The organism is Caulobacter sp. UNC358MFTsu5.1, assembly GCF_000712075.1.
Classification (GTDB): domain Bacteria; phylum Pseudomonadota; class Alphaproteobacteria; order Caulobacterales; family Caulobacteraceae; genus Caulobacter.
This window is the reverse complement of record NZ_JONW01000005.1, coordinates 755,760-779,691: the sequence shown is the minus strand read 5'-3', so window position 1 is coordinate 779,691 and position 23,932 is coordinate 755,760. Positions and strand designations below refer to the sequence as shown.

General features: G+C 70.5%; 20 protein-coding genes. 10 read left to right on the top strand and 10 right to left on the bottom strand.

From position 1 onward, the window contains the following. Nucleotides 1–183: 183 nt before the first annotated feature. Nucleotides 184–2,637, bottom strand: coding sequence for a M28 family metallopeptidase (locus BR39_RS0105450; protein ID WP_029908513.1), 2,454 nt, complete (start codon nt 2,635–2,637; stop codon nt 184–186). A 180-nt stretch (nt 2,638–2,817) separates the two neighbouring features. Continuing rightward, the gene (locus BR39_RS0105445) at nt 2,818–5,343 is read right to left on the bottom strand and encodes a TonB-dependent receptor (RefSeq protein WP_029908512.1); all 2,526 of its coding nucleotides are present in this window, start codon (nt 5,341–5,343) and stop codon (nt 2,818–2,820) included. A 271-nt stretch (nt 5,344–5,614) separates the two neighbouring features. Here BR39_RS0105445 and BR39_RS0105440 point away from each other — a divergent pair, with 271 nt between their 5' ends. Both BR39_RS0105440 and BR39_RS26380 read left to right on the top strand, forming a co-directional pair. After that, a complete protein-coding gene (locus BR39_RS0105440) occupies nt 5,615–7,051 on the top strand; it encodes a protein adenylyltransferase SelO (RefSeq protein ID WP_029908511.1) in 1,437 nt (478 codons plus the stop codon). Nucleotides 7,052–7,186: 135 nt separating this feature from the next. Beyond that, nucleotides 7,187–7,312, top strand: a complete 126-nt coding sequence (locus tag BR39_RS26380) for a hypothetical protein (RefSeq protein WP_156035592.1) — start codon at nt 7,187–7,189, stop codon at nt 7,310–7,312. Nucleotides 7,313–7,507: 195 nt separating this feature from the next. Here BR39_RS26380 and BR39_RS0105430 read toward each other — a convergent pair whose 3' ends face one another. Further along, nucleotides 7,508–8,416, bottom strand: coding sequence for a LysR family transcriptional regulator (locus BR39_RS0105430; RefSeq protein WP_029908510.1), 909 nt, complete (start codon nt 8,414–8,416; stop codon nt 7,508–7,510). A gap of 275 nt (nt 8,417–8,691) precedes the next feature. Here BR39_RS0105430 and BR39_RS0105425 point away from each other — a divergent pair, with 275 nt between their 5' ends. The 4 genes from BR39_RS0105425 to BR39_RS0105410 all read left to right on the top strand — a co-directional run bounded on the left by BR39_RS0105425 (nt 8,692) and on the right by BR39_RS0105410 (nt 11,889). Beyond that, nucleotides 8,692–9,396 (top strand): pirin family protein, encoded by a 705-nt coding sequence (locus tag BR39_RS0105425; RefSeq protein ID WP_029908508.1) that lies wholly within the window; start codon nt 8,692–8,694, stop codon nt 9,394–9,396. A 79-nt stretch (nt 9,397–9,475) separates the two neighbouring features. After that, a complete protein-coding gene (wrbA, locus tag BR39_RS0105420; RefSeq protein WP_029908506.1) occupies nt 9,476–10,075 on the top strand; it encodes an NAD(P)H:quinone oxidoreductase in 600 nt (199 codons plus the stop codon). A 327-nt stretch (nt 10,076–10,402) separates the two neighbouring features. Next, entirely contained in the window at nt 10,403–11,509 is a 1,107-nt protein-coding gene (locus BR39_RS0105415) for a sensor histidine kinase (RefSeq protein ID WP_029908504.1), read from the top strand. Then, nucleotides 11,506–11,889 (top strand): response regulator, encoded by a 384-nt coding sequence (locus BR39_RS0105410; protein ID WP_029908497.1) that lies wholly within the window; start codon nt 11,506–11,508, stop codon nt 11,887–11,889. Before BR39_RS0105415 ends, BR39_RS0105410 begins: the two co-directional genes overlap by 4 nt. Nucleotides 11,890–11,937: 48 nt before the next feature. Here BR39_RS0105410 and BR39_RS0105405 read toward each other — a convergent pair whose 3' ends face one another. The 3 genes from BR39_RS0105405 to BR39_RS0105395 all read right to left on the bottom strand — a co-directional run bounded on the left by BR39_RS0105405 (nt 11,938) and on the right by BR39_RS0105395 (nt 16,238). Further along, nucleotides 11,938–12,957 carry a 2-oxoadipate dioxygenase/decarboxylase family protein gene (locus BR39_RS0105405; RefSeq protein ID WP_029908495.1) on the bottom strand — a complete coding sequence of 340 codons (1,020 nt, stop codon included), beginning with the start codon at nt 12,955–12,957 and terminating at the stop codon, nt 11,938–11,940. Nucleotides 12,958–13,125: 168 nt separating this feature from the next. Next, nucleotides 13,126–14,646, bottom strand: coding sequence for an aldehyde dehydrogenase family protein (locus BR39_RS0105400; RefSeq protein WP_029908492.1), 1,521 nt, complete (start codon nt 14,644–14,646; stop codon nt 13,126–13,128). 176 nt (nt 14,647–14,822) lie between these two features. Then, nucleotides 14,823–16,238 carry an FAD-binding oxidoreductase gene (locus BR39_RS0105395; protein ID WP_029908491.1) on the bottom strand — a complete coding sequence of 472 codons (1,416 nt, stop codon included), beginning with the start codon at nt 16,236–16,238 and terminating at the stop codon, nt 14,823–14,825. A 113-nt stretch (nt 16,239–16,351) separates the two neighbouring features. On the opposite strand from BR39_RS0105395, the gene BR39_RS0105390 reads away from it, so the two are divergent. Both BR39_RS0105390 and BR39_RS0105385 read left to right on the top strand, forming a co-directional pair. After that, on the top strand, nt 16,352–16,783 hold the full coding sequence (locus BR39_RS0105390; protein WP_029908488.1) for an Lrp/AsnC family transcriptional regulator: 432 nt from the start codon (nt 16,352–16,354) through the stop codon (nt 16,781–16,783). A 93-nt stretch (nt 16,784–16,876) separates the two neighbouring features. After that, a complete protein-coding gene (locus tag BR39_RS0105385; protein WP_029908487.1) occupies nt 16,877–17,290 on the top strand; it encodes a GFA family protein in 414 nt (137 codons plus the stop codon). Between the two features lie 121 nt (nt 17,291–17,411). Here BR39_RS0105385 and BR39_RS0105380 read toward each other — a convergent pair whose 3' ends face one another. After that, nucleotides 17,412–17,810 (bottom strand): DUF1801 domain-containing protein, encoded by a 399-nt coding sequence (locus BR39_RS0105380; RefSeq protein WP_029908485.1) that lies wholly within the window; start codon nt 17,808–17,810, stop codon nt 17,412–17,414. A 52-nt stretch (nt 17,811–17,862) separates the two neighbouring features. Continuing rightward, nucleotides 17,863–19,437 carry a hypothetical protein gene (locus tag BR39_RS0105375; RefSeq protein ID WP_029908483.1) on the bottom strand — a complete coding sequence of 525 codons (1,575 nt, stop codon included), beginning with the start codon at nt 19,435–19,437 and terminating at the stop codon, nt 17,863–17,865. 111 nt (nt 19,438–19,548) lie between these two features. Between BR39_RS0105375 and BR39_RS0105370 the strand changes: the two genes are divergently transcribed. Beyond that, nucleotides 19,549–20,286 (top strand): MarC family NAAT transporter, encoded by a 738-nt coding sequence (locus BR39_RS0105370; protein WP_051695208.1) that lies wholly within the window; start codon nt 19,549–19,551, stop codon nt 20,284–20,286. A gap of 149 nt (nt 20,287–20,435) precedes the next feature. Here BR39_RS0105370 and BR39_RS0105365 read toward each other — a convergent pair whose 3' ends face one another. Next, nucleotides 20,436–21,566 carry an HPP family protein gene (locus BR39_RS0105365; RefSeq protein WP_029908479.1) on the bottom strand — a complete coding sequence of 377 codons (1,131 nt, stop codon included), beginning with the start codon at nt 21,564–21,566 and terminating at the stop codon, nt 20,436–20,438. 13 nt (nt 21,567–21,579) lie between these two features. Further along, nucleotides 21,580–22,029, bottom strand: a complete 450-nt coding sequence (locus BR39_RS27340) for a MarR family winged helix-turn-helix transcriptional regulator (protein ID WP_197026645.1) — start codon at nt 22,027–22,029, stop codon at nt 21,580–21,582. Nucleotides 22,030–22,105: 76 nt separating this feature from the next. Here BR39_RS27340 and BR39_RS0105355 point away from each other — a divergent pair, with 76 nt between their 5' ends. Further along, a complete protein-coding gene (locus BR39_RS0105355) occupies nt 22,106–23,914 on the top strand; it encodes a chloride channel protein (protein WP_029908475.1) in 1,809 nt (602 codons plus the stop codon). The last annotated feature ends 18 nt before the right edge of the window (nt 23,915–23,932 follow it).

Below are 23,932 nucleotides of genomic sequence, written 5' to 3'. Positions count from 1 at the left end.
GTCCCGAGGACCCCTCTGTCCGCCAGTTTGTCGGTCGGGGTCAAACCGCAGCATCACAGCGCAACGGATCTTCGTTCTTCTCGGCTGAAGCAGGGGTCCTCGGGACAAGCCCGAGGATGACGGGTCTATTTGGTGGGGTGGCGCTAGCTGGTGGGGACACGCGCGAGCGCATGTCCCCGGCCGCTACTCGTCCCCCTCCACATAAGCCGGCCACGCCAGCGTTCCGCGGTCCAGCACGATGGTCTTGTCCGAATAGCCGCTGGCCATCAGCCCCGCCGGCTTGGCGGGAATGGCCGACACCCCGCGTGGCCAGCCGTCGCGGATCTCGATCACCGCCACCTCCACCTTGCCGGCCGCGCGGGCGGTGAAGCTGAGGGTGACGCCGTTCGGGTCCGGAGCGTGGTAGCTGAGGCTGCTCCACTGGCCGGCGGTGTTGGGCAGGGCGATCGGGCGGCCGTTCAGGCGCGGCTGGTCCAGGGCGACGCTGGACTTCAGGCGTAGGGCCAGGACCTCGGCGCCGAGGGTCGGCACGGCGCGGACCAGCAGGCGGTCGCCGGCCCGGTCGATGACCAGGGTCGGCCGCTCGACCGGCAGCACGGCCGTCGGGGCCATCCACACCGGCTCGCGGAACAGGGGTGGATAGGCCTGGCGCACGGGCTTGGCGTCGTTGTCCGACAGCACCACGGTCGACCACGGGTCCAGGCGCGGCTGGGGCGAGACCCGCCAGGCCGTGCCGGTCGACAGGTCGGCCAGGTGGCTGGCCTCGGCCAGTTTCGGGCGGGTCGGGCCGGCGTCGCCCAGGCCGGCGTAGAGCAGCAGGCCGATCCCCGCCGCCGTGGCCACGCCGGCGAAGATCGGGGCCCAGCGATAGGCGGCGAAGTCGAAGGCCAGGGGCAGGAGGGCCGGGGCGGCCAGGATCGCGAACACCGCCAGCACGGCCGGCTCCATCAGGCCGACGCCCGCGAAGGTCCAGGCTCCCCAGGCGCCCAGCTGGGCGACGACGGCGACGGCGACCAGGGCGATGGCCAGGGTCAGCAGCCAGGCCACCCGGCGGTCGCGGGTCCCGCCCACGGCCATGACCAGGGCGGCGGCCAGGCTGGCGGCCAGCAGCGGCCAGGCGATCATCACCGAGGCGCCGGGCAGCATCGCCTGGGCCGTGACCGCCAGGGCCAGCACCACCAGCAGGGCGCCCAGCCAGGCGCCGAACACGCCCACGCCCCGGCCCAGGCTCAGCCAGGCCAGGACCACGACGGCCCCGCCCAGGCCCAGGCCCACGGGGTCGAACCCGCCGACCAGGCTGCACGCCCCGCCCACGGCCAGGGCCGCCAGGCTGATCCAGACGCGTCCCCAAATGCGCGCCAGGCCGCGCGCCTGCAGGACCAGCACGGTCAGGCACACTCCGATCAGCAGGATCCCCGCGCCGGGCAGCAGGGCGTTGAACTGGCCGAGGACGGCGTAATAGCGCTGCTGGTCGGTGATCCCGATCAGGCGTCCGGCCAGGTGCAGGGCCAGCACGGCGGCGGCGGACAGCAGCAGGAAGCCGGCGATCCCGCGCAGAATCTCGACGAAGGTCACGGCCTTGCCGCGCAGGGCGCGGAAGCCGGTGAAGAGGATCAGCAGGCCGGCCGCCGCCAGGATCCCCCAGCCCGCCTCGACCGGATAGGCCACCAGGACCCGGCCCAGGACGTCGGAATAGATCAGGTCGGGCGACTTGGCCGGCAGGCTCGCGCCCATCGCCAGGGCGCGGACGGCGGGCAGGGCCTGGTCGCCCAGGTTCTGCAGGCTGCCCTGGTTCAGGTGGTCGGGCGTGGCCAGGGGCGTGTGATAGGCCAGCTGGTCGTCGATGAAGGCGAAGTTCAGCCCCGGGAGGCCTTTCCTCAGGGCGTGGGTGAAGTCGGTGTCGTTGGGCATGCGCCGGTAGACGGCGGCGGCCAGAGAGTTGGCGGTCGGCTGGTGGGCGTTGGCCGCATAGAGCCGGATCAGCTCGCCGCTGTCGGCGCCGGTCTGGAACATGGCCGCGCGGCCGGCGTCGCCCCGGGCCTCCATGTTGACCACCACGCCCACGCGGTCGCGCAGCGGGTCGCGGGCGAAGAAGGCCTCGGCGCCCAGCAGGCCCGGCTCCTCGCCGTCGGTGAACAGGAAGATCACGTCGCGGGCCGGGGGCGGGCCGGCCTTCAGGGCGCGGGCGATCTCCAGGGCGGCGGCGACCCCGGCCGAGTCGTCGGCCGCGCCGGGCGAGTTGGGCACGGTGTCGTAATGACTCATCACCAGCACGGCCGGCGCTTCGCGGTCGGTCCCGGGCAGGGTGGCGACGATGTTCTGCACCGCGCCGACGGCCACCGAGCGCGGCGACCACTTGGCCGCGTCCCGCACGCCTTCGCCGGGGCGCACCAGCACCTCCAGCCCCAGGCCGCTGACGCGCGAGAGCAGGTGATCGCGGACCCGGACGATCTCGGCCGAGCCGATCGGGTGGGGTTTCTGGCCGATGGCCCGGACGTCGGCCATGGCGCGCGTGGCGGAGAACTGGTCGGCGGGGGCGTTCGCCGGCAGGGGCGGGGGCGTTCGCAGGGCCAGGTTGGCGATCGCCAGGCCCAGGAGCAGGCAGACCCAGACGCCGAGCAGCCGGACGGTCTTCATGCGATGCGCCTCCGCAGTCGAGCCCCGGCTCAAGGTGAGGTGCTTTGAGATTCGTTGAAAGCGCAGCCAAAACAAAAGGCCAAACGAAAAGGGCGACCCGGTCGCCCGGATCGCCCTCTGGCTTTTCGTCCCATCTCCGCTCGTCCCGGCTTTCGTCGGGAAGAGCGGATTTTCCGGGTCCTAGTACTTGGCCCGCAGGGTCAGGCCGTAGGTGCGCGGCGCGCCCAGGAACGCATCGTAGGTGATGGTGTCAGCGGCCGGGTTGTAGACCTTGTTGGTCGCCGACAGGCCCGATGAGCCCTGCAGGAAGCCGTTGAACGCGACCTGTTCGTACTTCTCGTTGAACAGGTTGAGGCCCCACAGCTCGACGGTCCACTTGTCGTCCTGGGCGGCCAGGGCGACGCGGCCGTTGACCACGGTGTAGTCCTTCTGGACCTTCGGCGGGAACAGGTCCGAACCGGTGTTGTAGTCGGACGAGTACTTGGCGCCGAGGTTGAAGCGGGCCTTCATGTCGCCGCCGACCGGGGTCTCGTAGGTGACCGAGGCCGAGCCGGACCACTTGGGCGCCAGCGACATCCGGCTGCCCGGCAGCAGGGCCAGGGCGTTGGTCGGGTCGTTGGGGATCGCCTGGTCGCCGTACTTGGTGTCGGAGTAGCTGAGGCCGCTCTGCATCGACAGGCCGTGCACCGGGGTGAACCAGATGAAGTCCACGTCGGCGCCCTTGGAGGTCACTTCCGGGACCGACCGGACCGCGAACGAGGTGCCCAGGAAGGTGTTCAGCTGGAAGTCGGTGAACTTCTGGTAGAAGCCCGTGATGTTGAACAGCACCGTGCGATTGAACAGGGTGTTCTTCAGGCCGATTTCGTAGCTGTCGACGAATTCCGCGGGGAACGAGGTGTCGAGGATCGGGACGACGCCCGGACCGCCGCTGGGCAGGCCGTTCGCCGACTGGGTGCGGTCCAGGTTGAAGCCGCCGCCCTTGTAGCCGCGGGCGTACGAGGCATACGAGAACACCTCGGGCGAGAAGCGGTACGAGGCCTTGATCGTGCCGCTCCACTCCTTGTCCTTGCGGTTCTGGGTGGTGCCGCGGCCGTTGAACAGCGGGTTGGCCCAGGGCAGGCAGAGGTTGCCGATCACGGTCGGGGCGTTGGCCGCGCCGACCAGGGTGGCGATGCGCAGCTGGCCGGCCGGCGACAGGGCCGTGGCGCAGGCGATCCCGCCGTCGCTGGTGGTCTGGTAGGTGTCCAGCTTCTTGTCGTCGATCGAGTAGCGCAGGCCGGCCGTGATGTCGAAGGCGTCGGTCACGTGCCAGGTGTTGTTGGTGAAGCCGGCGATGGTGGTGGCGCGCTGTTGGTAGCGGTCGTGCAGGCCTTGGCCGCCGACGAAGCTGGTGTTGGGCGCGCGGTTCAGCAGGGTGGCCACGAAGTTGGGCAGGCCGCCGGTGGCGGGCGAGGCCGAGAGCGACAGCAGGCGGCCCAGGTACTGCTCGTAGTTGTTGCCGTAGAGGAAGTTGGCCCTGTTATCCAGGCGCTCGTCGGCCAGGAACGCGCCGACCAGCCAGTCGAACTTGTCGGTCTGGCCCGCCAGGCGGAGTTCCTGGCTGAAGGTGGTGAACTCGGCGTAGTTGGTGCCGTCCTTCACGCGATAGGCCAGGTCGGCCGTGCTGAAGTCGGAGTCCTGGCCGTTGTCGGTGCGCCAGTTGCGGATGGCCGAGATCGAGGTGATCTCGCCGAAGTCGGTGTCGATCTTGCCTTCCAGCGAGACGCCCTTGTCCTCGACCGACGACGGCGCGCCGCGGTTCGAATAGGCGACGCGGTCGTACGGGTTGGCCGGGTTGGCCAGGGCCGCGCCGCCGTTGACGATCGCCAGGATGTTGGCCGTCGGGCCGGTGCGGATCTGCACGGCGCCGCAGCAGTTCTCGTCGCGCTTGGTGTAGTCGCCGATCAGGCGGAACGAGGACTTGTCGTCCGGCACGAACAGCAGCTGGCCGCGCACGGTGTAGAAGCCCTGGTCGGCGTCCTGGTCGCGGTCGCTAGGACCCTTGCCGGTGACCACGTCGTTGTAGCCGTCGCGCTCGCGGGCGGCGACGTACAGGCGGCCGGCCAGGGTCTCGGTGCCGAACAGCGGACCGGTGACCGAAGCGGCCAGGCCGTGGGCGTTGAAGTTGCCGATCGTCGCCTCGGCCTCGGCGCCGAAGCCGAATTCCGGCTCCTTGGTGACGATGTTGATGACGCCGGCCGAGGTGCTCTTGCCGAACAGGGTGCCTTGCGGACCCTTCAGGACCTCGATGCGCTCCATCTGGCCCAGGTCGCCGAACGACACGCCGTTGCGCGGGCGATAGACGCCGTCGATCACGACGCCGACCGAGCTTTCCAGGCCGGGGTTGTCGCCGACGGTGCCGACGCCGCGGATACGGGCGGTGGTCGAGGCTTCCGACGTGGTGGAGGTCACGGTCAGGCCGGGCGTCAGGATCGTCAGGTCCTTGATGTCCTTGACGCCGGTGTCCTGCAGCAGCTTGGCGCCGACGGCGGTGACCACCACCGGCACGTCCTGCAGGTTCTGTTCGCGTTTCTGGGCGGTGACGACGATGCTGTCGACGGTGGGGATGTCGTTGGCGGCGGTATCCTGGGCCTGAGCCGCCAGCGGGGTCAGACCGGCGAGCACGACGGCGGACGCCGTGCCGCAAAGCACCTGAGTAAAGCGCATTTCCTACCTCGGTTCGTTGTGGTGAGGCGCTTGCATCGCCCCGCCTTGTTGATTGGTCGTGACCCGAACGTTTGTTCGAATAGACACGCAAGGGTTATGGCCCCGCTGGGTGCTCGGCAAGGGAAAACCTTGTGAATTAAAGGTTGGCGGGCCTCCTGTTGCCCGGATGCGACAGCGTTACGCCACCATCCCCGATGTTCTGTTGGTTCGAAACGCGGTCCCGACGGCGGCGGGCGCTTGCGCCGGAGGGCGCGGCGGCTCATGTCGGGGCATGCCCGTCTCCGCCGCCTACCGCCCCGATCCGGTCTTCATGCGCCTCGGCCCGGAGTTCGCCGACCCGGTGGCGCCCGCCGACTTCCCCGAAACGCTGCTGCGCTTCCGCAACGACCGCGCCGCGGCGACCGTGGGGCTGGAGGGCCTGACCGACCCCGAATGGCTGGACCATTTCGCGCGTTTCCGCCCCTTGCCGGGCAACCAGCCCGGGCCCCTGGCCATGCGCTATCACGGCCATCAGTTCCGCAGCTACAACCCCGACCTGGGCGACGGGCGCGGCTTCCTGTTCGCCCAGCTCCGGGAACAGGGAACAAACCGGCTGCTGGACCTGGCCACCAAGGGCTCGGGCCAGACGCCGTGGTCGCGGGCCGGCGACGGGCGGCTGACCCTGAAGGGCGGGATGCGCGAGATCCTGGCCGCCGCGATGCTGGAGGCCCTGGGCGTGCCCACCTCGCGGGCCTTCTCCCTGGTCGAGACCGGCGAGAATCTGGTGCGCGGCGACGAGCCCAGCCCCACGCGCTCGGCCGTGCTGACCCGGCTGTCGCACAGCCACATCCGCTTCGGGACCTTCCAGCGCCAGGCCTACCTGGAGCGGCCGGACAACATCGCGGCCCTGGTCGATCACGCGGTCGAGACCTATTTCCCCGCCGTCGCCGACCTGCCCGACCGGCCCAGGGTCCTGTTGGAACAGGTCGTCGCCGCCAGCGCCCGCCTGCTGGCCCGCTGGATGGCCGCCGGCTTCGTGCACGGGGTGCTCAACACCGACAACATGGTGGTGACCGGCGAGAGCTTCGACTACGGGCCCTGGCGGTTCCTGCCGAAGAACGACCCGAACTTCACGGCCGCCTATTTCGACCATTCGGGGCTCTACAGCTTCGGCCGCCAGCCCGAGGCGGTGTTCTGGGACCTGCAGCAGCTGGCCGCCTGCCTGGCCCAGGTCGGCGAGGACGCCGGGCTGATCGCGGCCCTCAACGGCTTTTCCGACCTCTATCGCGACGCCCTGCGCGCGGCGATGCTGAACCGCCTGGGCCTGAAGTCCCGCTCGGCGGAAGAGGATATCGCCCTGGTCCAGGCCGCGTTCACCGCCCTGGCGGTCGGCGGTCGCGAGGGCGGCGAATCACTGCGCTGGGAGCCGTTCTTCTTCGACTGGTTCGGCGGCGAGGCGTCGGCGGCCCGCGCCCTGGCCGGTCCGCGCGCCGGGCTCTACGCCCAGGAGCCGTTCCTGGATTTCCGCCGTGCGCTGGCGAAATTCGAGCCCGACCGCTCAGAACGGCTGGAAAGTCCCGTCTTCGGCCGTCCCGAGCCCGAGGAGATGCTGATCGACGAGGTCGAGGCCCTGTGGGCGCCGATCGCGGAGGCCGACGATTGGGAGCCTCTGCACGCCAAACTACGGCGAATTGAGGCCGCTCGTGTCGCCTATGCGTTGGGAGACTGACATACGGGTGAGACATATCTGCCGCACGCTGAGCTTTTCCGACGTGCACGCCCCGAGCAAGGGAACAAACGTCAAGCTTCGACCTTATCTGGGTTTAAGCACGCCCTGTGAACGAACTGGCTGTGGAGAAATCGCATGCGTATCTTCCAACCCGTGATGCTGGTCTGCGCGGTGGCCATGTCGTTCATCGGCGCCCTGGGCCTGCCGGGCTGCGCCCGCGCCATCGGCGAGTGCCTCAGCGACAAGCACAAGATGGCCTGATCCTCTTTCGAGAGATCTGATCCGCCGCCTCTCTAAACTATCGTCATCCCGGGCCTTGTGCCCGGGACCCCTCCGTCCGCCGCAAGGGCAGGGGTGTGGCGCGTTCGCGCGCGAAAGCGCTTCACGTGGAAGCTGAACCAGGGGTCCCGGGCACGAGGCCCGGGATGACGGTTTGAAGGGTGGGGTGGAAACCCCTCACCCCGACCACGGCGCGTTGGCCATCCGCTTGGCCAGGAACGCGATCAGCACCTCCACCCGGGCCGGCCGGATCGGGCTGGGCGGGGTGACCAGGTGCAGGGCGATGGGCGGCGGGGCCCAGTCGGGCAGCACCTCCTCCAGCAGCCCCGCCTTCACGTCCTCCCAGGCCAGGAAGTCCGGCTGCATGGCCAGGCCCAGGCCGGCCAGCAGCGACGGCCGCAGGATGTCGGCGTTGTTCACCCGCAGGGGCGAGGGGACGCTGACCGCGTATTGTCCGTGTTCGGCGTGCTGGAACCGCCAGACGTCCTTGGACCGGCTGCCCGTGTAGAACAGGCCGCGATGGGCGGTCAGGTCCTTGGGGTGGGCGGGCCGGCCGTGCTTGTCGAAATAGGCCGGCGAGCCGACCAGCATCACCCGCACCGGGCACAGGCGCCGGGCCAGCAGGCTGGAGTCCTCCAGGGCCGAGATGCGCAGGGCCAGGTCGAAACCCTCCTCGACGATGTCGACCAGCTGGTCCGACAGCGACAGCTCGACCGACACCTCGGGATAGAGGGCGAAGAACTCGGGCAGGGCCGGGCCCAGGTGGGCGATGCCGAACGACATCGGCGCGGCCACCCGCACCAGGCCGCGCGGCGTGGCCGACTGGGCCGAGGCCTCGGCCTCCAGCGCCTCGCCCTCGGCCAGGATGTGGCTGGCCCGGTGCAGCGAGGCCTTGCCCGCCTCGGTCAGCGACAGCCGGCGCGAGGTGCGGTGGAACAGCGTCGCCCCCAACCGGGTCTCCAGCCGGGTGACGGCCTTGGAGACCGTGGCCTTGGACAGGTTCAGCTGCTCGGCCGCCCGGGCGAACGAGCCGGTCTCTGCCACCTTGGCGAACACGGCCCAGGCCTCGAAGTCGGGGAGTTTCATGTCTTCCTTTCCTCCGCTCGTCCCGGCGAATACCGGGATCCAGATCCCAAAGCCGAGAGGCTGATTGGAGGAGCTCAGAGCGCCTCGCGTCAGCCACATCGCCAATCCCTCTGGGTTCCGGCGTTCGCCGGGATGAGCGGATTTGTATGGTGCACTTTTAGAAATGGTTTGTTTCGATCATTTCCATTTCGGATGTGAACGCAAGAGGCCATCTTCTCCTCAACAGAGACGGCCCCACCGCTTCACCCGGGGCCCGGTCTCCAGGAGACAAGACGATGATCGACGTCAGAACCTTCGACAGCCTGGGCGGCGCCAACCACGGCTGGCTGAACGCCAAGCACCACTTCTCGTTCGCCGACTACCACGACCCCAAGCGCGTCCATCACGGCGCCCTGCGGGTGTGGAACGACGACACCATCGCGGCCGGCACGGGCTTCCCGCCCCACCCGCACGCCGACATGGAGATCATCACCTATGTCCGCGAAGGCGCGATCACTCACCAGGACAGCCTGGGCAACAAGGGCCGCACCGAGGCGGGCGACGTCCAGGTGATGAGCGCCGGCACCGGCATCCGCCACTCCGAGTACAACCTCGAGCCGGGCGTGACCAAGATCTTCCAGATCTGGATCATCCCCAACAAGCGCGGCGAAGGCCCGGCCTGGGGCGCCAAGCCGTTCCCCAAGGGTGACCGCAGCGGCAAGTTCGTGGCCCTGGCCAGCGGCTTCGCCGACGACGGCGACGCCCTGCCGATCCGCACCGACGCCCGCGTGCTGGGCGCGACCCTGAAGGCCGGCGAGACCGCAGAGTACGCCATCGGCGCCGACCGCAAGGGCTACCTCGTCCCGTCGAGCGGCAAGGTCGAGGTCAACGGCGTGGCTTTGAACACCCGCGACGGCGCGGCCATCCAAGACGAGGCCGTCATCCGCGTGAAAGCGTTGGAAGACGCCGAGCTGGTGCTCGTCGACGCCGCCGAACTCTAACCCTTCCCGACTGGGGACAGGCGCATGCGCCTGTCCCCGGCCATCTCCCAGTCCCTAGTTTCCCCATAAGGAGGCCCTCATGGCCAAGGTTCTCGTCCTCTACTATTCCGCCTACGGCCATATCGAGAAGATGGCCGAGGCCGTCGCCGAAGGCGCCCGCGCCGCCGGCGCCACCGTGGACATCAAGCGCGTGCCGGAACTGGTGCCGCAGGAGATCGCGGTGAAGTCGCACTACAAGCTGGACCAGGCCGCCCCGGTGGCCACGATCGCCGATCTCGAGAACTACGACGCCATCGTCGTGGGCGTGGGCACGCGCTTCGGCCGCATGGCCTCGCAGATGGCCAACTTCCTTGACCAGGCCGGCGGCCTGTGGGCCCGCGGTGCGCTGAACGGCAAGGTGGGCGCGGCCTTCACCTCGTCGGCCACCCAGCACGGCGGCAACGAGACCACCCTGTTCTCGATCATCACCAACCTGCTGCACTTCGGCATGACCATCGTCGGCCTGCCCTACAGCCATCAGGGCCAGATGACGCTGGAGGAGATCACCGGCGGCGCGCCCTACGGCGCCACCACGATCGCCGGCGCCGACGGTTCGCGCCAGCCCAGCGAACTGGAACTGGCCGGCGCCCGCCACCAGGGCGAGCTGGTCGCCAAGACCGCGGCCAAGCTGTTCGGCTAGGCCCGGCAGGATCGGATCGTCCAAGACGGACGGTCCGATCCCGCGCTTGAATTCCCACGCCTTCCGCGTCTCGCCCCCCGCACGTCGACGCTCGGAAGGCCCCGCGGCCGGTTCGTCCCTCCCCCCAGGAACCGGTCGCCGAAGGACCGGTCGGCTCGCCCCCCGAGCCGGCCGGTTTTCCGTTTCCGCCCTCACCGTCCCGGCGCGGCGGGTAACCAAGCTCCACGCGAAAATACTACCTGAACCTGTCGTTTTCTGCCTTCATGAGCCGGGGGGCTTTTTGATCGCCGCGCCGTCGAAACGGCGCGCTGGGCAGGAGGCGTGGACATGTCGTGGGTCGACTGGCTGCTCAATCCGACGGGACTGACGCCCCACGGCTTCTGTCTCAGTTGGGCTCCCGGCCTGGTGGCGCTGCACGCCGGCTCGGACGCCGTGATCGGCCTGGCCTACCTGTCGATCCCCCTGGCCATCGCCGCCTTCGTGAAGATGCGGCCCGACATCAAGTACAGCTGGGTGGCCTATCTGTTCGTGGCCTTCATCCTGGCCTGCGGGACCACCCACCTGATGGCCATCCTGACCCTGTGGGCGCCCGCCTACGGGATCGAGGGGCTGATCAAGCTGGTCACCGCGGGTCTGTCGATCGCCACGGCGGCCCTGTTGTGGCCGCTGCTGCCCAAGATCGCCGCCCTGCCGTCCGCCGCCGAGCTGGAGCGCCGGGTCGAGGAGCGCACGGCCGAGCTGGCCCGCGTGGTCGAGGAGCAGAAGGCCACCCTGGCCCAGCGCGACCTGCTGCTGCGCGAGGTCTATCACCGCGTGAAGAACAACCTGCAGATGGTCGACGGCCTGCTGGTCATGCAGACGCGCCAGATCACCGATCCGGACGCCCGCAAGGCCCTGCGCGGCCTGCGCGACCGGATCTTCGCCCTGGGCCTGGTGCACCAGCAGCTGATGAGCTCCAGCGACCTGAAGACCTTCGACATCGCCCCCTTCCTGAGCGAGCTGTCCAGCAACATCGTCGAGGGCGGGGCGGGCGACGCGGTGTCCCTGTCGGTCGAGGCCATCCCGCTGGATGTGGGCCTGGATTTCGCCATCCCGCTGGGCCTGCTGGTCAACGAGCTGGTCACCAATTCGCTCAAGCACGCCTTCCCCGACGGCGGCGGCGAGATCGAGGTCAATCTCAGCCGAACCGAGGCGGGCGAGCTGCTGCTCGTCGTGGCCGACAACGGCCGGGGCTACAGCCCCAAGGCGCCCAGGGGCGAGGGCCCCAAGGTCGCGCTGGGCTCGACGATCATCCAGGGACTTGTCGCGCAGATGGAAGGAACAATCATGGTCGAAAGCCAGCAGGGTCTGACCCGCAGCGAGATCCGCGTCGCCGCGCCCCTAGCCTCCGCCCCCCTAGCCGCCGCTCCCCTGGCGGGCGAGGTGGCCGCGTGAACGCCGTCGCCCTCCAGAAGTCCACGGTGCTGGTCGTCGACGACGAGTTCCTGGTGGCCGAGGGCCTGTGCATGCAGGTCGAGGACATGAACCTGTCGGTCTGCGGCACGGCCACCAACGCGGACGAGGCCCTGGCCCTGGCCATGATGTTCCGCCCCGAGGTGGTGCTGATGGACATGCGGCTGCGCGGCGAACAGGACGGCGTTGACGCGGCCCTGGCCATCCACGCCGAGGTCGGTTCGAAGGTGATCTTCATCACCGGCTCGCGCGAGCAGTCGACCATCGACCGCATCCACCAGGACCACCCGGCCGGCCTGCTGTTCAAGCCGGTCTCGGATCGCCAGCTGCGCATGGCGATCGCGACGGCGCTGGAGGAGTAGGATCAAATCCGCTCATCCCGGCGAATGCCGGGATGAGCGGTTCTTGTGTCATCCCGCCTTGGTCATCTTGAAGATGCCCTGGGCGTTGCCGCTGTCGAACCGCAGGTCCAGGCGCTCGACGCCCGTCTCGTCGACGAACCGGTCGCGCGAGATGAACTCGTGGAACGAGCCCGGGACGGTCAGGGTCGTCTCGCCCGCATCGGTGAGGAACGCGCGCTCGACCGGCTGGGCCTTGAAGGCGGTCTGGCGCACGCGGCCCGAGCCCGAGACCTCGACGGTGTCCTTGACCGGACGGCCCAGGGCCTTCTGGGCGTCGGCCACGGCCTCGACGTCGGGGACCCGGTCGGTGGCGTGGTTGAAGGCCTGGCCCTCGGTGGCGATCCAGGCGGCCTCGGCCGACTCGGCCAGCAGGGCGCGGTAGTGCTCCAGGCGCAGCGGGCCGTGGGTGCGGGCGAAGGCGGCGACGACCTGGGGCAGGGCGGCGCGGGCCGTGTCCAGCCCGCACGAGCCCTCGGTGGCGAAGGCGGCCAGGGCCCGCTGGGCCTCCACGCCCAAGGCGTCGGCGGTGCTGTCGAACACCGCGTGGGCGATCACCCCGAAGGCCGGCGAGAAGCGCTCGACGTGGAGTTCGCTGATGAAGAACTGCGGGATGGCTTCGGGCAGGTCTGCGTGGGCGTAGGCCCGGCCGGTCATCTTCAGCCGGTCCAGCGGATAGAGGTCGGCCAGGACGTAGCCCAGCGGCTCCAGGATGCGCGCGAAGGCCAGGTGGCCGGCGGGCAAGGCTCCGGTCGGTACGCCGTCGCCGAAGTCGATGGTGCGCAGGGCGCCGTGGTCGAACACCAGCTTGTGGCCCTCGGCGCGTCGCTCCTGGACGTAGGCCGCGCCTAGCGGCACGCGGCCCATGATGTCGTGGAACAGCACCGCGTTCAGCGCCATGGCGAACACGGCGCGCGACACCGGCCCTTCGGCCTGGGCGGTCAGGGCCGGGTCGATCTCGAGCACGTCAAGGATCGCGGCGGCGGCCTTCTGGCCGACGGCCGAGGCGACGAGGGTGGAGAGGTGGCTCATGGGGTGGTCCGGTGATGGGCGGAAGCGATTAAATCCGTTGTCATCCCGGAAGCCCCGCAGGGGCTGTCCGGGACCCAGGGGACTGGGCCAAGGCGGTGCGGTTCACCTGGGTCCCGGACAAGCGCTGCGCGCTTTCCGGGATGACAACGGTGGTGGGAGGCAAAGGGCTTACACCTCGAACGTGACCCCCTGCGCCAGCGGCAGGGTGGTCCCGTAGTTCACGGTGTTGGTGGCGCGGCGCATATAGGTCTTCCAGCTGTCGGAGCCGGCCTCGCGGCCGCCGCCGGTCTCCTTCTCGCCGCCGAACGCCCCGCCGATCTCGGCGCCCGAGGGGCCGATATTGACGTTGGCGATACCGCAGTCGCTGCCCTCGCCCGAGACGAACAGCTCGGCCTCGCGGACATTGAGGGTGAAGATCGACGACGACAGGCCCTGGGCCACGTCGTTCTGCTCGGCGATGGCGTCGGCCAGCTCCGTGTAGCGCATCACGTAGAGGATCGGGGCGAAGGTCTCGTGTTTGACGATGTCGGCCTGGTGGTCGATCTCGACCAGGGCGGGAGCGACGTAGAAGGCGTCCGGTCCGGCCACATCGACGCGGACGCCGCCGATCACCCGGCCGCCGGCCGCGCGGGCGGCGTCTAGGGCCCGTTGCATGGCGTCGAAGGCGGCTTTGTCGATCAGCGGGCCGACCAGCACACCGGCCGCCCGCGGGTCGCCGACGGGCACGGAAGGGTAGGCGGTCTTCAGCCGGCCGACGAAGGCGTCGTAGACGCTGTCGTGCACGAACAGGCGGCGCAGGGTGGTGCAGCGCTGGCCGGCCGTGCCCATGGCCGCGAAGGCCACGCCGCGCAGGGTCAGGTCCAGGTCCGCCGACGGGGCGACGATGGCGGCGTTGTTGCCGCCCAGCTCCAGCAGGGCGCGGGCGAAGCGGGCGGCCAGCTTCGGCCCCACCGTCCGGCCCATGGCCGTCGAGCCGGTGGCCGAGACCAGCGGGACCTTCGGGTGGTCGACCAGGGCTTCGCCGACCTCGCGGCCGCCGATCAGCAGGGTCGACAGGCCGGCCGGCGCGTCGGGGCCGAACTTCGCCGCCGCGCGCTCGAACAGGGCCTGGGTCGCCAGGGCGACCAGCGGGGTCTTCTCCGACGGCTTCCACACCACGCTGTCGCCGCTGACGAAGGCCAGGGCCGCGTTCCACGACCAGACGGCGACCGGGAAGTTGAAGGCGCTGATCACGCCCACCACGCCCAGCGGGTGCCAGGTCTCCATCATCCGGTGCGACGGGCGCTCGGTGGCCAGGGTCAGGCCGAACAGCTGGCGCGACAGGCCCACGGCGTAGTCGCAGATGTCGATCATCTCCTGCACCTCTCCCAGCCCCTCGGAGACCACCTTGCCGGCCTCTAGGGTGACCAGGGCGGCCAGGTCGGCCTTGGCGGCGCGCAGCTCCTCGCCCAGCAGGCGTACCAGTTCGCCGCGACGCGGGGCCGGGACCTTGCGCCAGGCCAGGAACGCCTGGTGGGCCGCGTCGATGGCGGCTTTGGCCTCTTGCGGGGTGTGCTCGACGAGGTTGGCGAGGACTTCACCGGTCACCGGCGATCGCGCGGCCAGGATCCCGCCGTCGAGGGCGGCGGTCACGCCCAGGCGCTGCAGGATGGCGCGGGCTTCGGCGACGGCGGAGGGCAGGGTGGTCATGCTGGCAGTCCTGGAAATCTATTTTCTGATCCGCTCATCCCGGCGAATGCCGGGACCCAGATCCTTTGGCGGTGTGTCGGGCTGGATCAGCTCTGAGTTCGAGGAGCCCGCCTCAAAGCCATTCCATCTGGGTCCCGGCATTCGCCGGGATGAGCGGTTGAAGTAAAGGTCATAGTTCAATTGGCCCCGCTGACCGGCCCCAGCCGCACGCTCGCCGACCCCGTCCCGAACACCGCCGCCACGGCCGCGCTGTAGTCCTGCACCAGCCGGGGCGTGAAGCGGTCGTAGGCGTCCTGGAAGGCGCGGCCCAGGCCGTGCTCGCCGCTGAAGCTGGCGCCGAAGCCGTCGACCGCCAGGCCGAGGACCGCCTCGCGCAGGGCCGCGCGACGTTCGGCATCGGTGGAGCCGACCAGGTTGAAGTGCACCCCGCCGTCGGCCACGTGGCCGAAGTCGCACAGGGCGAAGTCGGGGAAGTCGGCCTCCAGCATCAGCACCGCCTCGCGGCGGAACCGCGCCAGGTCGCGGCGGCGGAAGCTGAGGTCGAACCCCAAGACGGGGCCGCTGGCCCGCAGCCCTTCCGACAGCCCATGGCGCAGGGCCCACATCTTTTCGGCCGGGCCGAACAGGGCGTCGGCGAGGGGCGTGTCGTCGCGTTCGAGCAGGTCGCCCGCGATCTGCTGCAGCACCTCGTCCAGGCTCGCCTCGCCCTCGCGCGGGGCCCAGGTCCGGGTCAGCTCGACCAGCACGGCGTAGTCGGGGACGCCGCCGGCGAAGGGATTGCTGAGCGACGGCACGTGGTCGATGGCCCGGGTCATGGCGGCCTTCGACATGCCCTCGAAGGCGGTCAGGCTCGATCCGGCCTGGGCCTCGAAGGCCAGCAGCAGCGGCAGGATCGCGTCGGCGTCGCGCGGGACCAGCAGGGCGGTGGCGCTCTGGCGCGGGCGGTGGTGGACCTCGACGGTGACCTTGGTGATCACCCCGAACGCCCCGCAACCGCCGACGAACAGCTGGCGCAGGGCGACGGCGGCGTTGTCCTTGCGCAGGCCGTGCGACAGGGTCAGCACCGTGCCCGCCGCATCGGCCAGCACGACTTCCAGGCCCAGGACATGCCGCCGCATGTCGCCATAGCGCAGGAACCGCGCCCCGCCGGTGTTGGTGGCCGCCATGCCGCCCAGCGACGGGTCGGCGCCCAGGTCGATGGGCAGGAACAGGCCGTGCGGCTCCAGCGCCGCGTTCAGGGTCGACAGGCGCACGCCGGCGCCGACGGTGGCCGTGCGGTCGTCGGCGTCGATCTCCAGCGGACCCGTCAGACGATCCAGCGACAGCACGACCTGGGCGCCGCCGGCGTCGGGCGTCGAGCCGCCGGCCAGGCCGGTATTGGCGCCCTGGGGCACGAAGGGGAGGTTGTGGCGCACGCAGTAGCCGACCGCGGCCGAGACCTGGGCGGTGGTCGCCGGACGCACCACGGCCGCCGCCGTCCCGCCGGCGTAGCGGGCCGGGGTCTCGTAGGCGGCGCGGTCGGCCGCCTCGACGATCAGTCCGTGAGGACCGACGATCAGGGCGAGGGCCTCTTGATGGGCTTTGTCCAGCACAGGCGGTGAACCTCCAGGGGCGGACATCATCCCCGCCGTTTCGTCGAATCCTAGTGGCGGTTTCGTCGGTTCGCAGTCTAAGTTTCGGCGATATGTAGGGAAGCCTCGACGAAATGCCTATCGACTCCATCGACCAGAAGCTGATCGCCGCCCTGAAGGACAACGGCCGGGCCTCGACCGCCGACCTGGCCCGGCGGGTGGGCCGCTCGCGCACCACGGTCCAGAGCCGGATCGAGCGGCTGGAGCGCGACGGGGTGATCCTGGGCTACGGCGCCCGCCTGGCGCCCGACCTGGAGCACGGGGCGGTGCGGGTGCACGTGATGATCAAGATCGGCCCCAAGGAGGCCCGCGCCGTCGAGGCCGCCCTGCGCGCCATCCCGCAGGTGAGGCTGCTGCACTCGGTCAGCGGCGACTACGACATGATCGCCTTCGCCGCCACGGCCACCGTCGCCGAGATGGACACCGTGCTGGACAGGATCGGGCACGTGGCGGGCGTGGAGCGCACGACGTCGTCGATCATCCTGTCGACCAAGTTCGACCGCTGATCCCGCTTGCCTGACGACCGGAGCGATGGAAGCATCGCCGCCCGTACCCTTGCGTGACTTCTCGCCTTCCTCGTCAGACCGAACGGAGACGACATGCCCAAGAAGTATACGGCCCAGTGCGCCTGCGGCGCCGTGAAGTTCCAGTTCGACACCGACCCCAGCTTCATCGCCAACTGCCATTGCAACGACTGCAAGCGGGCGTCGGGCGGCGAGATGGCGACCTTCTTCGGCGTGCCGGCCGACGACTTCGAGCTGCTCAGCGGCCAGCCCAAGGCGTTCCATTACATCGCCAATTCCGGCAAGGGCCTGGATCGCAACTTCTGCCCGGAGTGCGGCTCGCGGGTGTTCACCGACAATCTCGAGACGTTCCCGGGAACGGTCTTCGTCCAGTTGGGCAGCCTGGACCAGCCCGACCTGATCGCGCCGAAGCTGGAGATGTTCGACATGCGCCGGCTGCACTGGGTCAAGCCCCTGGACCTGCCGCAGTACGACGCCATGCCGGATTGAAAATCAGGTGTCATCCCGGCCGAAGCGAAGCGTAGAGCCGGGACCCAGGACAACCGCACCGCCCTCGCCCGGTCCCCTGGGTCCCGGACAGCCTCTGCGAGGCTTCCGGGATGACAACTATTTACTCCCCCTCCAGCCGGGCCCTGATGTCCCGGTACGCGGCCGCGATCAGCGCCTCCAGCGCCGGCTCGTCGACCGGCTTGCCCCAGCGGACCTTCACGTGCCGCATGCGCTTGCCCGCGCCTTCCAGCAGGCCCGCCGGATCGGGGAGGTCGGCGCCGTGGAAGAAGCCGAGGTTCACGTGGGCGCTGAAGGCGTCGACATAGGCGAAGGCCGCGCCGCCGACGCAGGCGGTGGGATGGCCGTCGTGCAGCAGTTCGCCGACGTCCGGCCCGGCCGCGCGCAGGCGCTCGAACCACGGCTGGGCCAGGCGGCGCAGGTCGTGGTGGGGCGCGGCGAACCAGGCCTCGATCTCGGGGTCGCGCCGCACGGCGCCGGAAAGGCGGAAGAGCTCCGTCATGCGGGCAGGGCGCCAGCCCGGCCGCGAAATGTCAAACCACCGGCTGGACGGCTCAGCGCGCCTTGCCCGCCGCCGACGGCTTCGGCGGCCACAGGTCCTCGGGGCTGTAGCTGATCACGCGGCCGACCGCGTCGATGGCGGCGCGGACGTCGGGCCTGGCGCAAAGCTCGGCGATGCGCTGCCGAAGCGTCACGTCCAGCGGAAGCGGCGAGGGGCGCAGCGGCGCGACCTGCAGGCCGGCCAGCGCCAGGTTGCGCTGGACGGGACTTTGCAGCCGCTCGATCAGCATGGCCGCCGCGCCGTCCAGGTCGCCCCGGCACAGCAAGGCGTCCTCCAGTTGCCGCTTGGCCTCCAGCTTCACGCCGCGCAATTGCCGCAGCGCCTCGTCGGCGGTGGCGAGATCGCCGAGCTGGGTGGCGGAGCAGGCGGTGATCCGCAGGTCCACGGCCCTGCCGTAGGGGCTGAGGCGGTCGTCGCGCACCGAGGCCACCGTCGCCAGCGCGGCCTTGAAGCGGCCCATCCGCATCTGCTGGCCGGCGAGATTGAGGGTCTGGTTGATGTTCGCCTTGCCCTTCTCGGGCACCCGGGCTGCGGTCTCGAGGGCCTCGAGCGCCTCCTCGTCGCGGCCCAGCGACCCCAGGGCGAGGTTCTTGAGGTTGATCGTCCAGCCCAGCCGGGTGTCGATGTCCTTGAAGGCGCGGGGATCCTTCTGGGCGCGGGTGATGGCCGTTTCGACGAAGGCCAGGGCCTCCTCGCCTCGATTCAAGTCCAGCAGGGCGCTGGTCCGCGCGTCGACGCCGGACAGCAGGTCGGTGTGGGCGGGGTAGAGCGCGTCGATCCTGGCCAGTTGCCGCAGGGCGGCGGGCTTGGGGTCCAGCAGGGCGGGATCGGCCGCCGAAAGCGCGTCGAAGCGCTTGTCGGCGCGCATGGCGATCAGGACGTCGGGATTGTCGATCTTCCGCGTGGCCGCGATCGCCTGGGCCGTCCGGCCCTGGCGCAGCAGGCCCTCGACCTGGACCTGCCGCATGCCGTTCAGCTCGACGAACGGGTCGACGAACGGGTCGTTGGGCGTCCAGTGGGTCAGCAGGGCGTCGACGAAGTCGAAGGCCAGGTCCTGGTCGGTCTCGAGCTTGGCGCGATCGAACCAGCGTCCGATGTCCTCGTCCGAAAGGGCGGTCAGGCCCTTCGGGAAGCGCCGGGCCATGACCGCGATGCTCCTGAGGCCGTCGGCCGTGTCGCCGCTGGAGCGGGCGATCTGGATGCGGACCTGCCAGTCCGTGGCGTCGGCTTCCGAAAAGGCGACGGCCTTCTCGATCGCCGCCCGGGCCTTGGGCCAGTCGCGGGCTTCCCCCGCGGTTCCGGCCATCAGGAACCAGGTCGCATGGCGCAGCGCGCTCGTGGCGGATTGGAAGGTCGGCTTGCCGGTCAGGGTTTCCAACGCCCCATAGGCCTGGAGGTATTCCCCGCGCTCGATGTGATCGTTGGCGTCCTGGAAGGCGAGGCGCAGGTCCTCGTCCACGGGCGAGGCCGCCGACGCGGGCAGCCGGGGTTGCGTGTCGCGGGCGAGGGCCGGACCGGCCAGCGCCAGGATCGCGGCGAACGCCGCCGCGTGAAGAACAGTCCGCATGGTTCGCCCCCGATACGCCACGCGACCGTTCTGCCCGGCGCGGCCGCTGCGGGCAAGGGCGGCGAGGCCGCGAATGCGGAGTTTGGGCGGCGCTTATCAGGTCTGCGCTGGATGGCCTGGACGGTCCGCCCACGGTCAGACTCGCGGCGACGCGCGAAATCCGTCGCGCCGCCGATCCGCGGGAGCACGCCCATTCCGATCTTCGCCGAAGCCCTGATCCTGACGATCGGCGCGCTGTTCCCGATCATGAACCCGTTCAGCACGGCGCCGCTCTACGTGTCGCTGACCGCGGGGTTCGACGCCAAGAAGCGCAAGCAGCAGGCCATCCGCGCCTGCGTCTACGCCTTCGCCATCCTGGCGACCTTCCTGCTGTTGGGCTCGGCCATCGTCGAGTTCTTCGGCATCTCGATCCCGGGCATCCGCTCGGCCGGCGGGCTGATCATCCTCAGCGTCGGGTTTGGGATGCTGTTCCCCAAGCCGTCGACCGCCGAGGCCGTGGCCAGCGAGAGCCAGGCCCAGGAACTGGACGTGGCCTTCACGCCCCTGGCCATGCCCAGCCTGGCCGGGCCGGGCTCGATCTCGGTGGTGCTCAGCGCCGCGGCCGCGATCCGCGGCAACTATCCGGACAAGTGGGTGATCGTCTACGGCGGGGTGATCCTGGGCATGGCCGTGACCCTGGTCATCGCCTTCGTGATCCTGCGGGCCGCCGAGCTGATGGTCCGATTCCTGGGCCAGGGCGGCATGGACGCCATGACCCGCATCTTCGGCTTCCTGCTGATCTGTATCGGCATGCAGTTCCTGCTGACCGGGGTGGGCGACTTCTTCGGGTGGATCCCGCCGAAGGGCTAGAGCTTCTTCAAAGGGCCCAAAAAAGTTGTCATCCCGGAAGCCCCGCAGGGGCTGTCCGGGACCCAGGGGCCGCCGCACCGCATTCGCCCAGTCACCTGGGTCCCGGACAAGCGCAGCGCGCTTTCCGGGATGACAACAGAAGGAGCGCTTCAGATCGCCGGGTCGAACGACCCCGCGTCCTCGGCCCGCTGCAGCGCCACGGCCTCGACGATGTGGGCGCGGTAGAGCACGCCCAGCAGGTCGGTCTGGGTGATGATGCCCAGCAGCACGCGGTGCTCGTCCACCACCATGGCCTCGTGCGCCACGCCGCTGGACAGGATCGGCAGCAGGGCCTCGATGGCCGTGCCGGGGCGGACCTTGTGCACGAACGGGTCGACCACCGCCTCGACCGGGCCGTCGCGGCCGGTCTGCAGCTCGGCGCGGCGCACCATCCCCACCACCCTGCGCTCGTTGTCGACCACCGGGGCCGAGCGCAGGTCGTGGGCCCGCATGTAGGCCAGGGCGCTCTGCGCGCTCTGGTGCAGGTCCACGCTCAACACGTCTCGGGACATGATGTCGCTGCACAGGATGTGGGCGTGGATGCGCCGGTGGGCCTGGAGCTCGACCTCGCGGAACAGGGCGTCCAGGTCCTTGGCGTCGACGTCCAGCAGGTCGCCGTAGTGGGCCAGGGCGTTGTCGATGTCCTGGGGCGTGAAGCCGACGCGGCGCAGCGGCGGGGCGTCCTGGGTGGCGTGGACGTTGGCGGGCGGCGGCACGCGGTGCGGGTACGAGCGTCCGACGGCCCTGGCGTAGGCCATGGCGCTCAGCACCAGCAGGGTCGAGCACAGGCCGACCGGCACGAAGACATAGGCGTAGGAGGCCGCGCCGACCGGACCGGCGGCCAGGGCCGCGCCCAGGGCCACGGCGCCGCCGGGCGGGTGCAGGCAGCCCAGCAGGCCCATGGCGACGATGGCGCAGGCCACGGCCATGGCGGCCGCCAGGGCGGGATGGCCGTGGAAGGCCAGGGCGCAGGTCACCCCGGCCAGCGCCGAAACCATGTTGCCGCCGATGATCGACCGGGGCTGGGCCAGGGGGCTGGCCGGCACGGCGAAGGCCAGCACGGCCGAGGCGCCGATCGGCGGGATCAGCAGGGGGAGGGCCGAGGCCTTGCCGCTGGCGATCAGGTGGGCCAGCAGGCCGGTGACGGGGATGCCCAGCAGCGCCCCCAGGCCGGACCGCAGGAGGTCCTGGGCGCGAAGGGGAGCGCGGCCGCGCAGGGCCTGGACGAGGGTCTGTCGCATGGTCTTTTCGATGTCAGGCGCGGTCGCGCGTCAGGCGGGACAGCGCGGCGTTCAGGGCGGGCTCCAGGGACTTCAGCTCCCGCAGGTGGGCGGCGCTCAGGTCGGCCAGCAGGGACTCGGCCTTGGGCGTCAGGGCCAGCCGGACCTTGCGGCGGTCCTCGGCCGAGGGGACCTTGCTGATCAGGTCGGCCTCGACCATCCGCGAGGTCAGTTCGGTGGCCGTGTGCGGCGCGATCATCAGCCGCTCCGACAGGGTCCCCACGGTGGGGGCGCCCTCGCCGTCGAAGCCGGCGATCGCCAGCAGGGCCTGGTGCTGCTGGGCCGGCAGGCCCGCGCCGTGGGCCGCGGTCTCGCTGAACGCCATGAAGCGGCGCAGCTCGTAGCGGAAGGTCGCCAGCGCCACGTACTGGGCCCGCGTCAGGCTGGCCCCGTCGCCGCTTTTCTCGCCGATCTTCTCGCCCAACCGTTCGTTCTCCCCTTGGAAAATGTCGTAATACGACATACTGGCCCTTCTACAAGGGGCCGACCTAGAGGAAAGCATGAAAGCCGCCAACGCCAAATCCGACGCCGCTTCCGGCGCCCCTCCCGGCGCTTCGCCCGCCCCGCGCCGGGCCCTGGGCGATTTCACCGCCGATCGCCGCCTGCTGATGCTGGCGGCCATGGCCCTGGTGGTGGGAAGCGGCGGGGCGGGCGCGGCCTGGGTGCTGATCCGCCTGATCACCCTGACCACCAACCTGGTCTGGTTCGGACGCCTGGACGTCGTCTCCCGCTCGCTGGACACGCTGACGCCTTCGGCCTGGATGGTGGCCGCCCCGGTGCTGGGCGGGCTGGTCATCGGGTTGATGGCGCGGTTCGGCTCGGAGAAGATCCGCGGCCACGGCATCCCGGAGGCCATCGAGGCGATCCTGATCGGCGGCAGCCGGATGTCGCCCAAGGTGGCGGTGCTCAAGCCGATCTCGTCGGCGATCTCGATCGGCACGGGCGGGCCGTTCGGGGCCGAGGGGCCGATCATCATGACCGGCGGGGCGATCGGCTCGCTGTTCGCCCAGTTCTTCCACCTCAGCGCGGCCGAGCGGAAAACCCTGCTGGTGGCCGGGGCGGCGGCGGGCATGACCGCGATCTTCGGCACGCCGGTGGCCGCCGTGCTGCTGGCGGTCGAGCTCCTGCTGTTCGAATGGCGGCCGCGCAGCTTCATCCCCGTCGCCGTCGCGGCGGTGGCGGCCACCGCCTGGCGGCCGCTGCTGTTCGGGACGGGGCCGCTGTTTCCGTTCGACGCCGATCCGCTGCTGCCCTGGTGGGGTCTTGGCCTGTGCGCCGGCCTGGGCGTGCTGGCCGGCCTGCAGTCGGGCCTGCTGACCAAGCTGCTCTACGGCCTGGAGGACGCCTTCGAGCGCCTGCCGATCCACTGGATGTGGTGGCCGGCCCTGGGCGGGCTGGGCGTGGGCCTGGGCGGGCTGATCGAGCCCCGCGCCCTGGGCGTGGGTTACGACGTCATCCGCGACCTGCTGACCGGACACCTGGTGGTCCAGGCGGTGCTGGTGCTGCTGGCGGTCAAGGCGGCGATCTGGCTGGTCGCCCTGTCGTCGGGGACCTCGGGCGGGGTGCTGGCGCCGCTGCTGATCCTGGGCGGGGCGATGGGCTGGCTGGTCGGCCAGGTGCTGCCGGGCGACCCCGGCTTCTGGGCCCTGCTGGGCATGGCGGCCATGTTGGGCGGGACCATGCGCTCGCCCCTGACGGCGGTGATCTTCGCGGTCGAGCTGACCGGCGACTGGCGGATGCTGGCCCCGCTGCTGGCGGCCTCGGCCGCCGCCTACGCCACCACGGTGCTGCTGCTCAAGCGCTCGATCCTGACCGAGAAGATCGCCCGCCGCGGTCGCCACATCACCCGCGAGTACGGCGTCGATCCCTACGAACTGGTCCGGGTGGCCGACGTGATGGTCCAGGCGGTCGACACCCTGCCCGCCAACCTGCCGATCCCGGCGGCCGTCGAGGTGCTGCAGGCCGGCCGCCACCAGCTCTATCCGGTGGTGGACGCCTCGGGCCGGCTGGTGGGCCTGGCCTCGCGGGCCGACGCCCTGGCCTGGCGGGTGGAGGGCGGCCTGGAAGCCCAGACCGTGGCCGAGCGGATCTCGGACGCGGCCCTGCCCGTCGCCCATCCCGACGACGTGGTCGCCCGGGCGGTGGACGTGATGCTGGCCACCGGCCAGGGCCGCATCCCCGTAACCGACCCGACCAGCGGCCGGCTGGTGGGCCTGCTGGCCCGCAAGGACCTGTTGCGCATCCACGCCTCGGCCTCCCAGGCCGAGGGCGAGCGGAAGGCCTATTTCGCGCCCATGCGGAAGACCTAGGGGGCGACGCCAAAACGT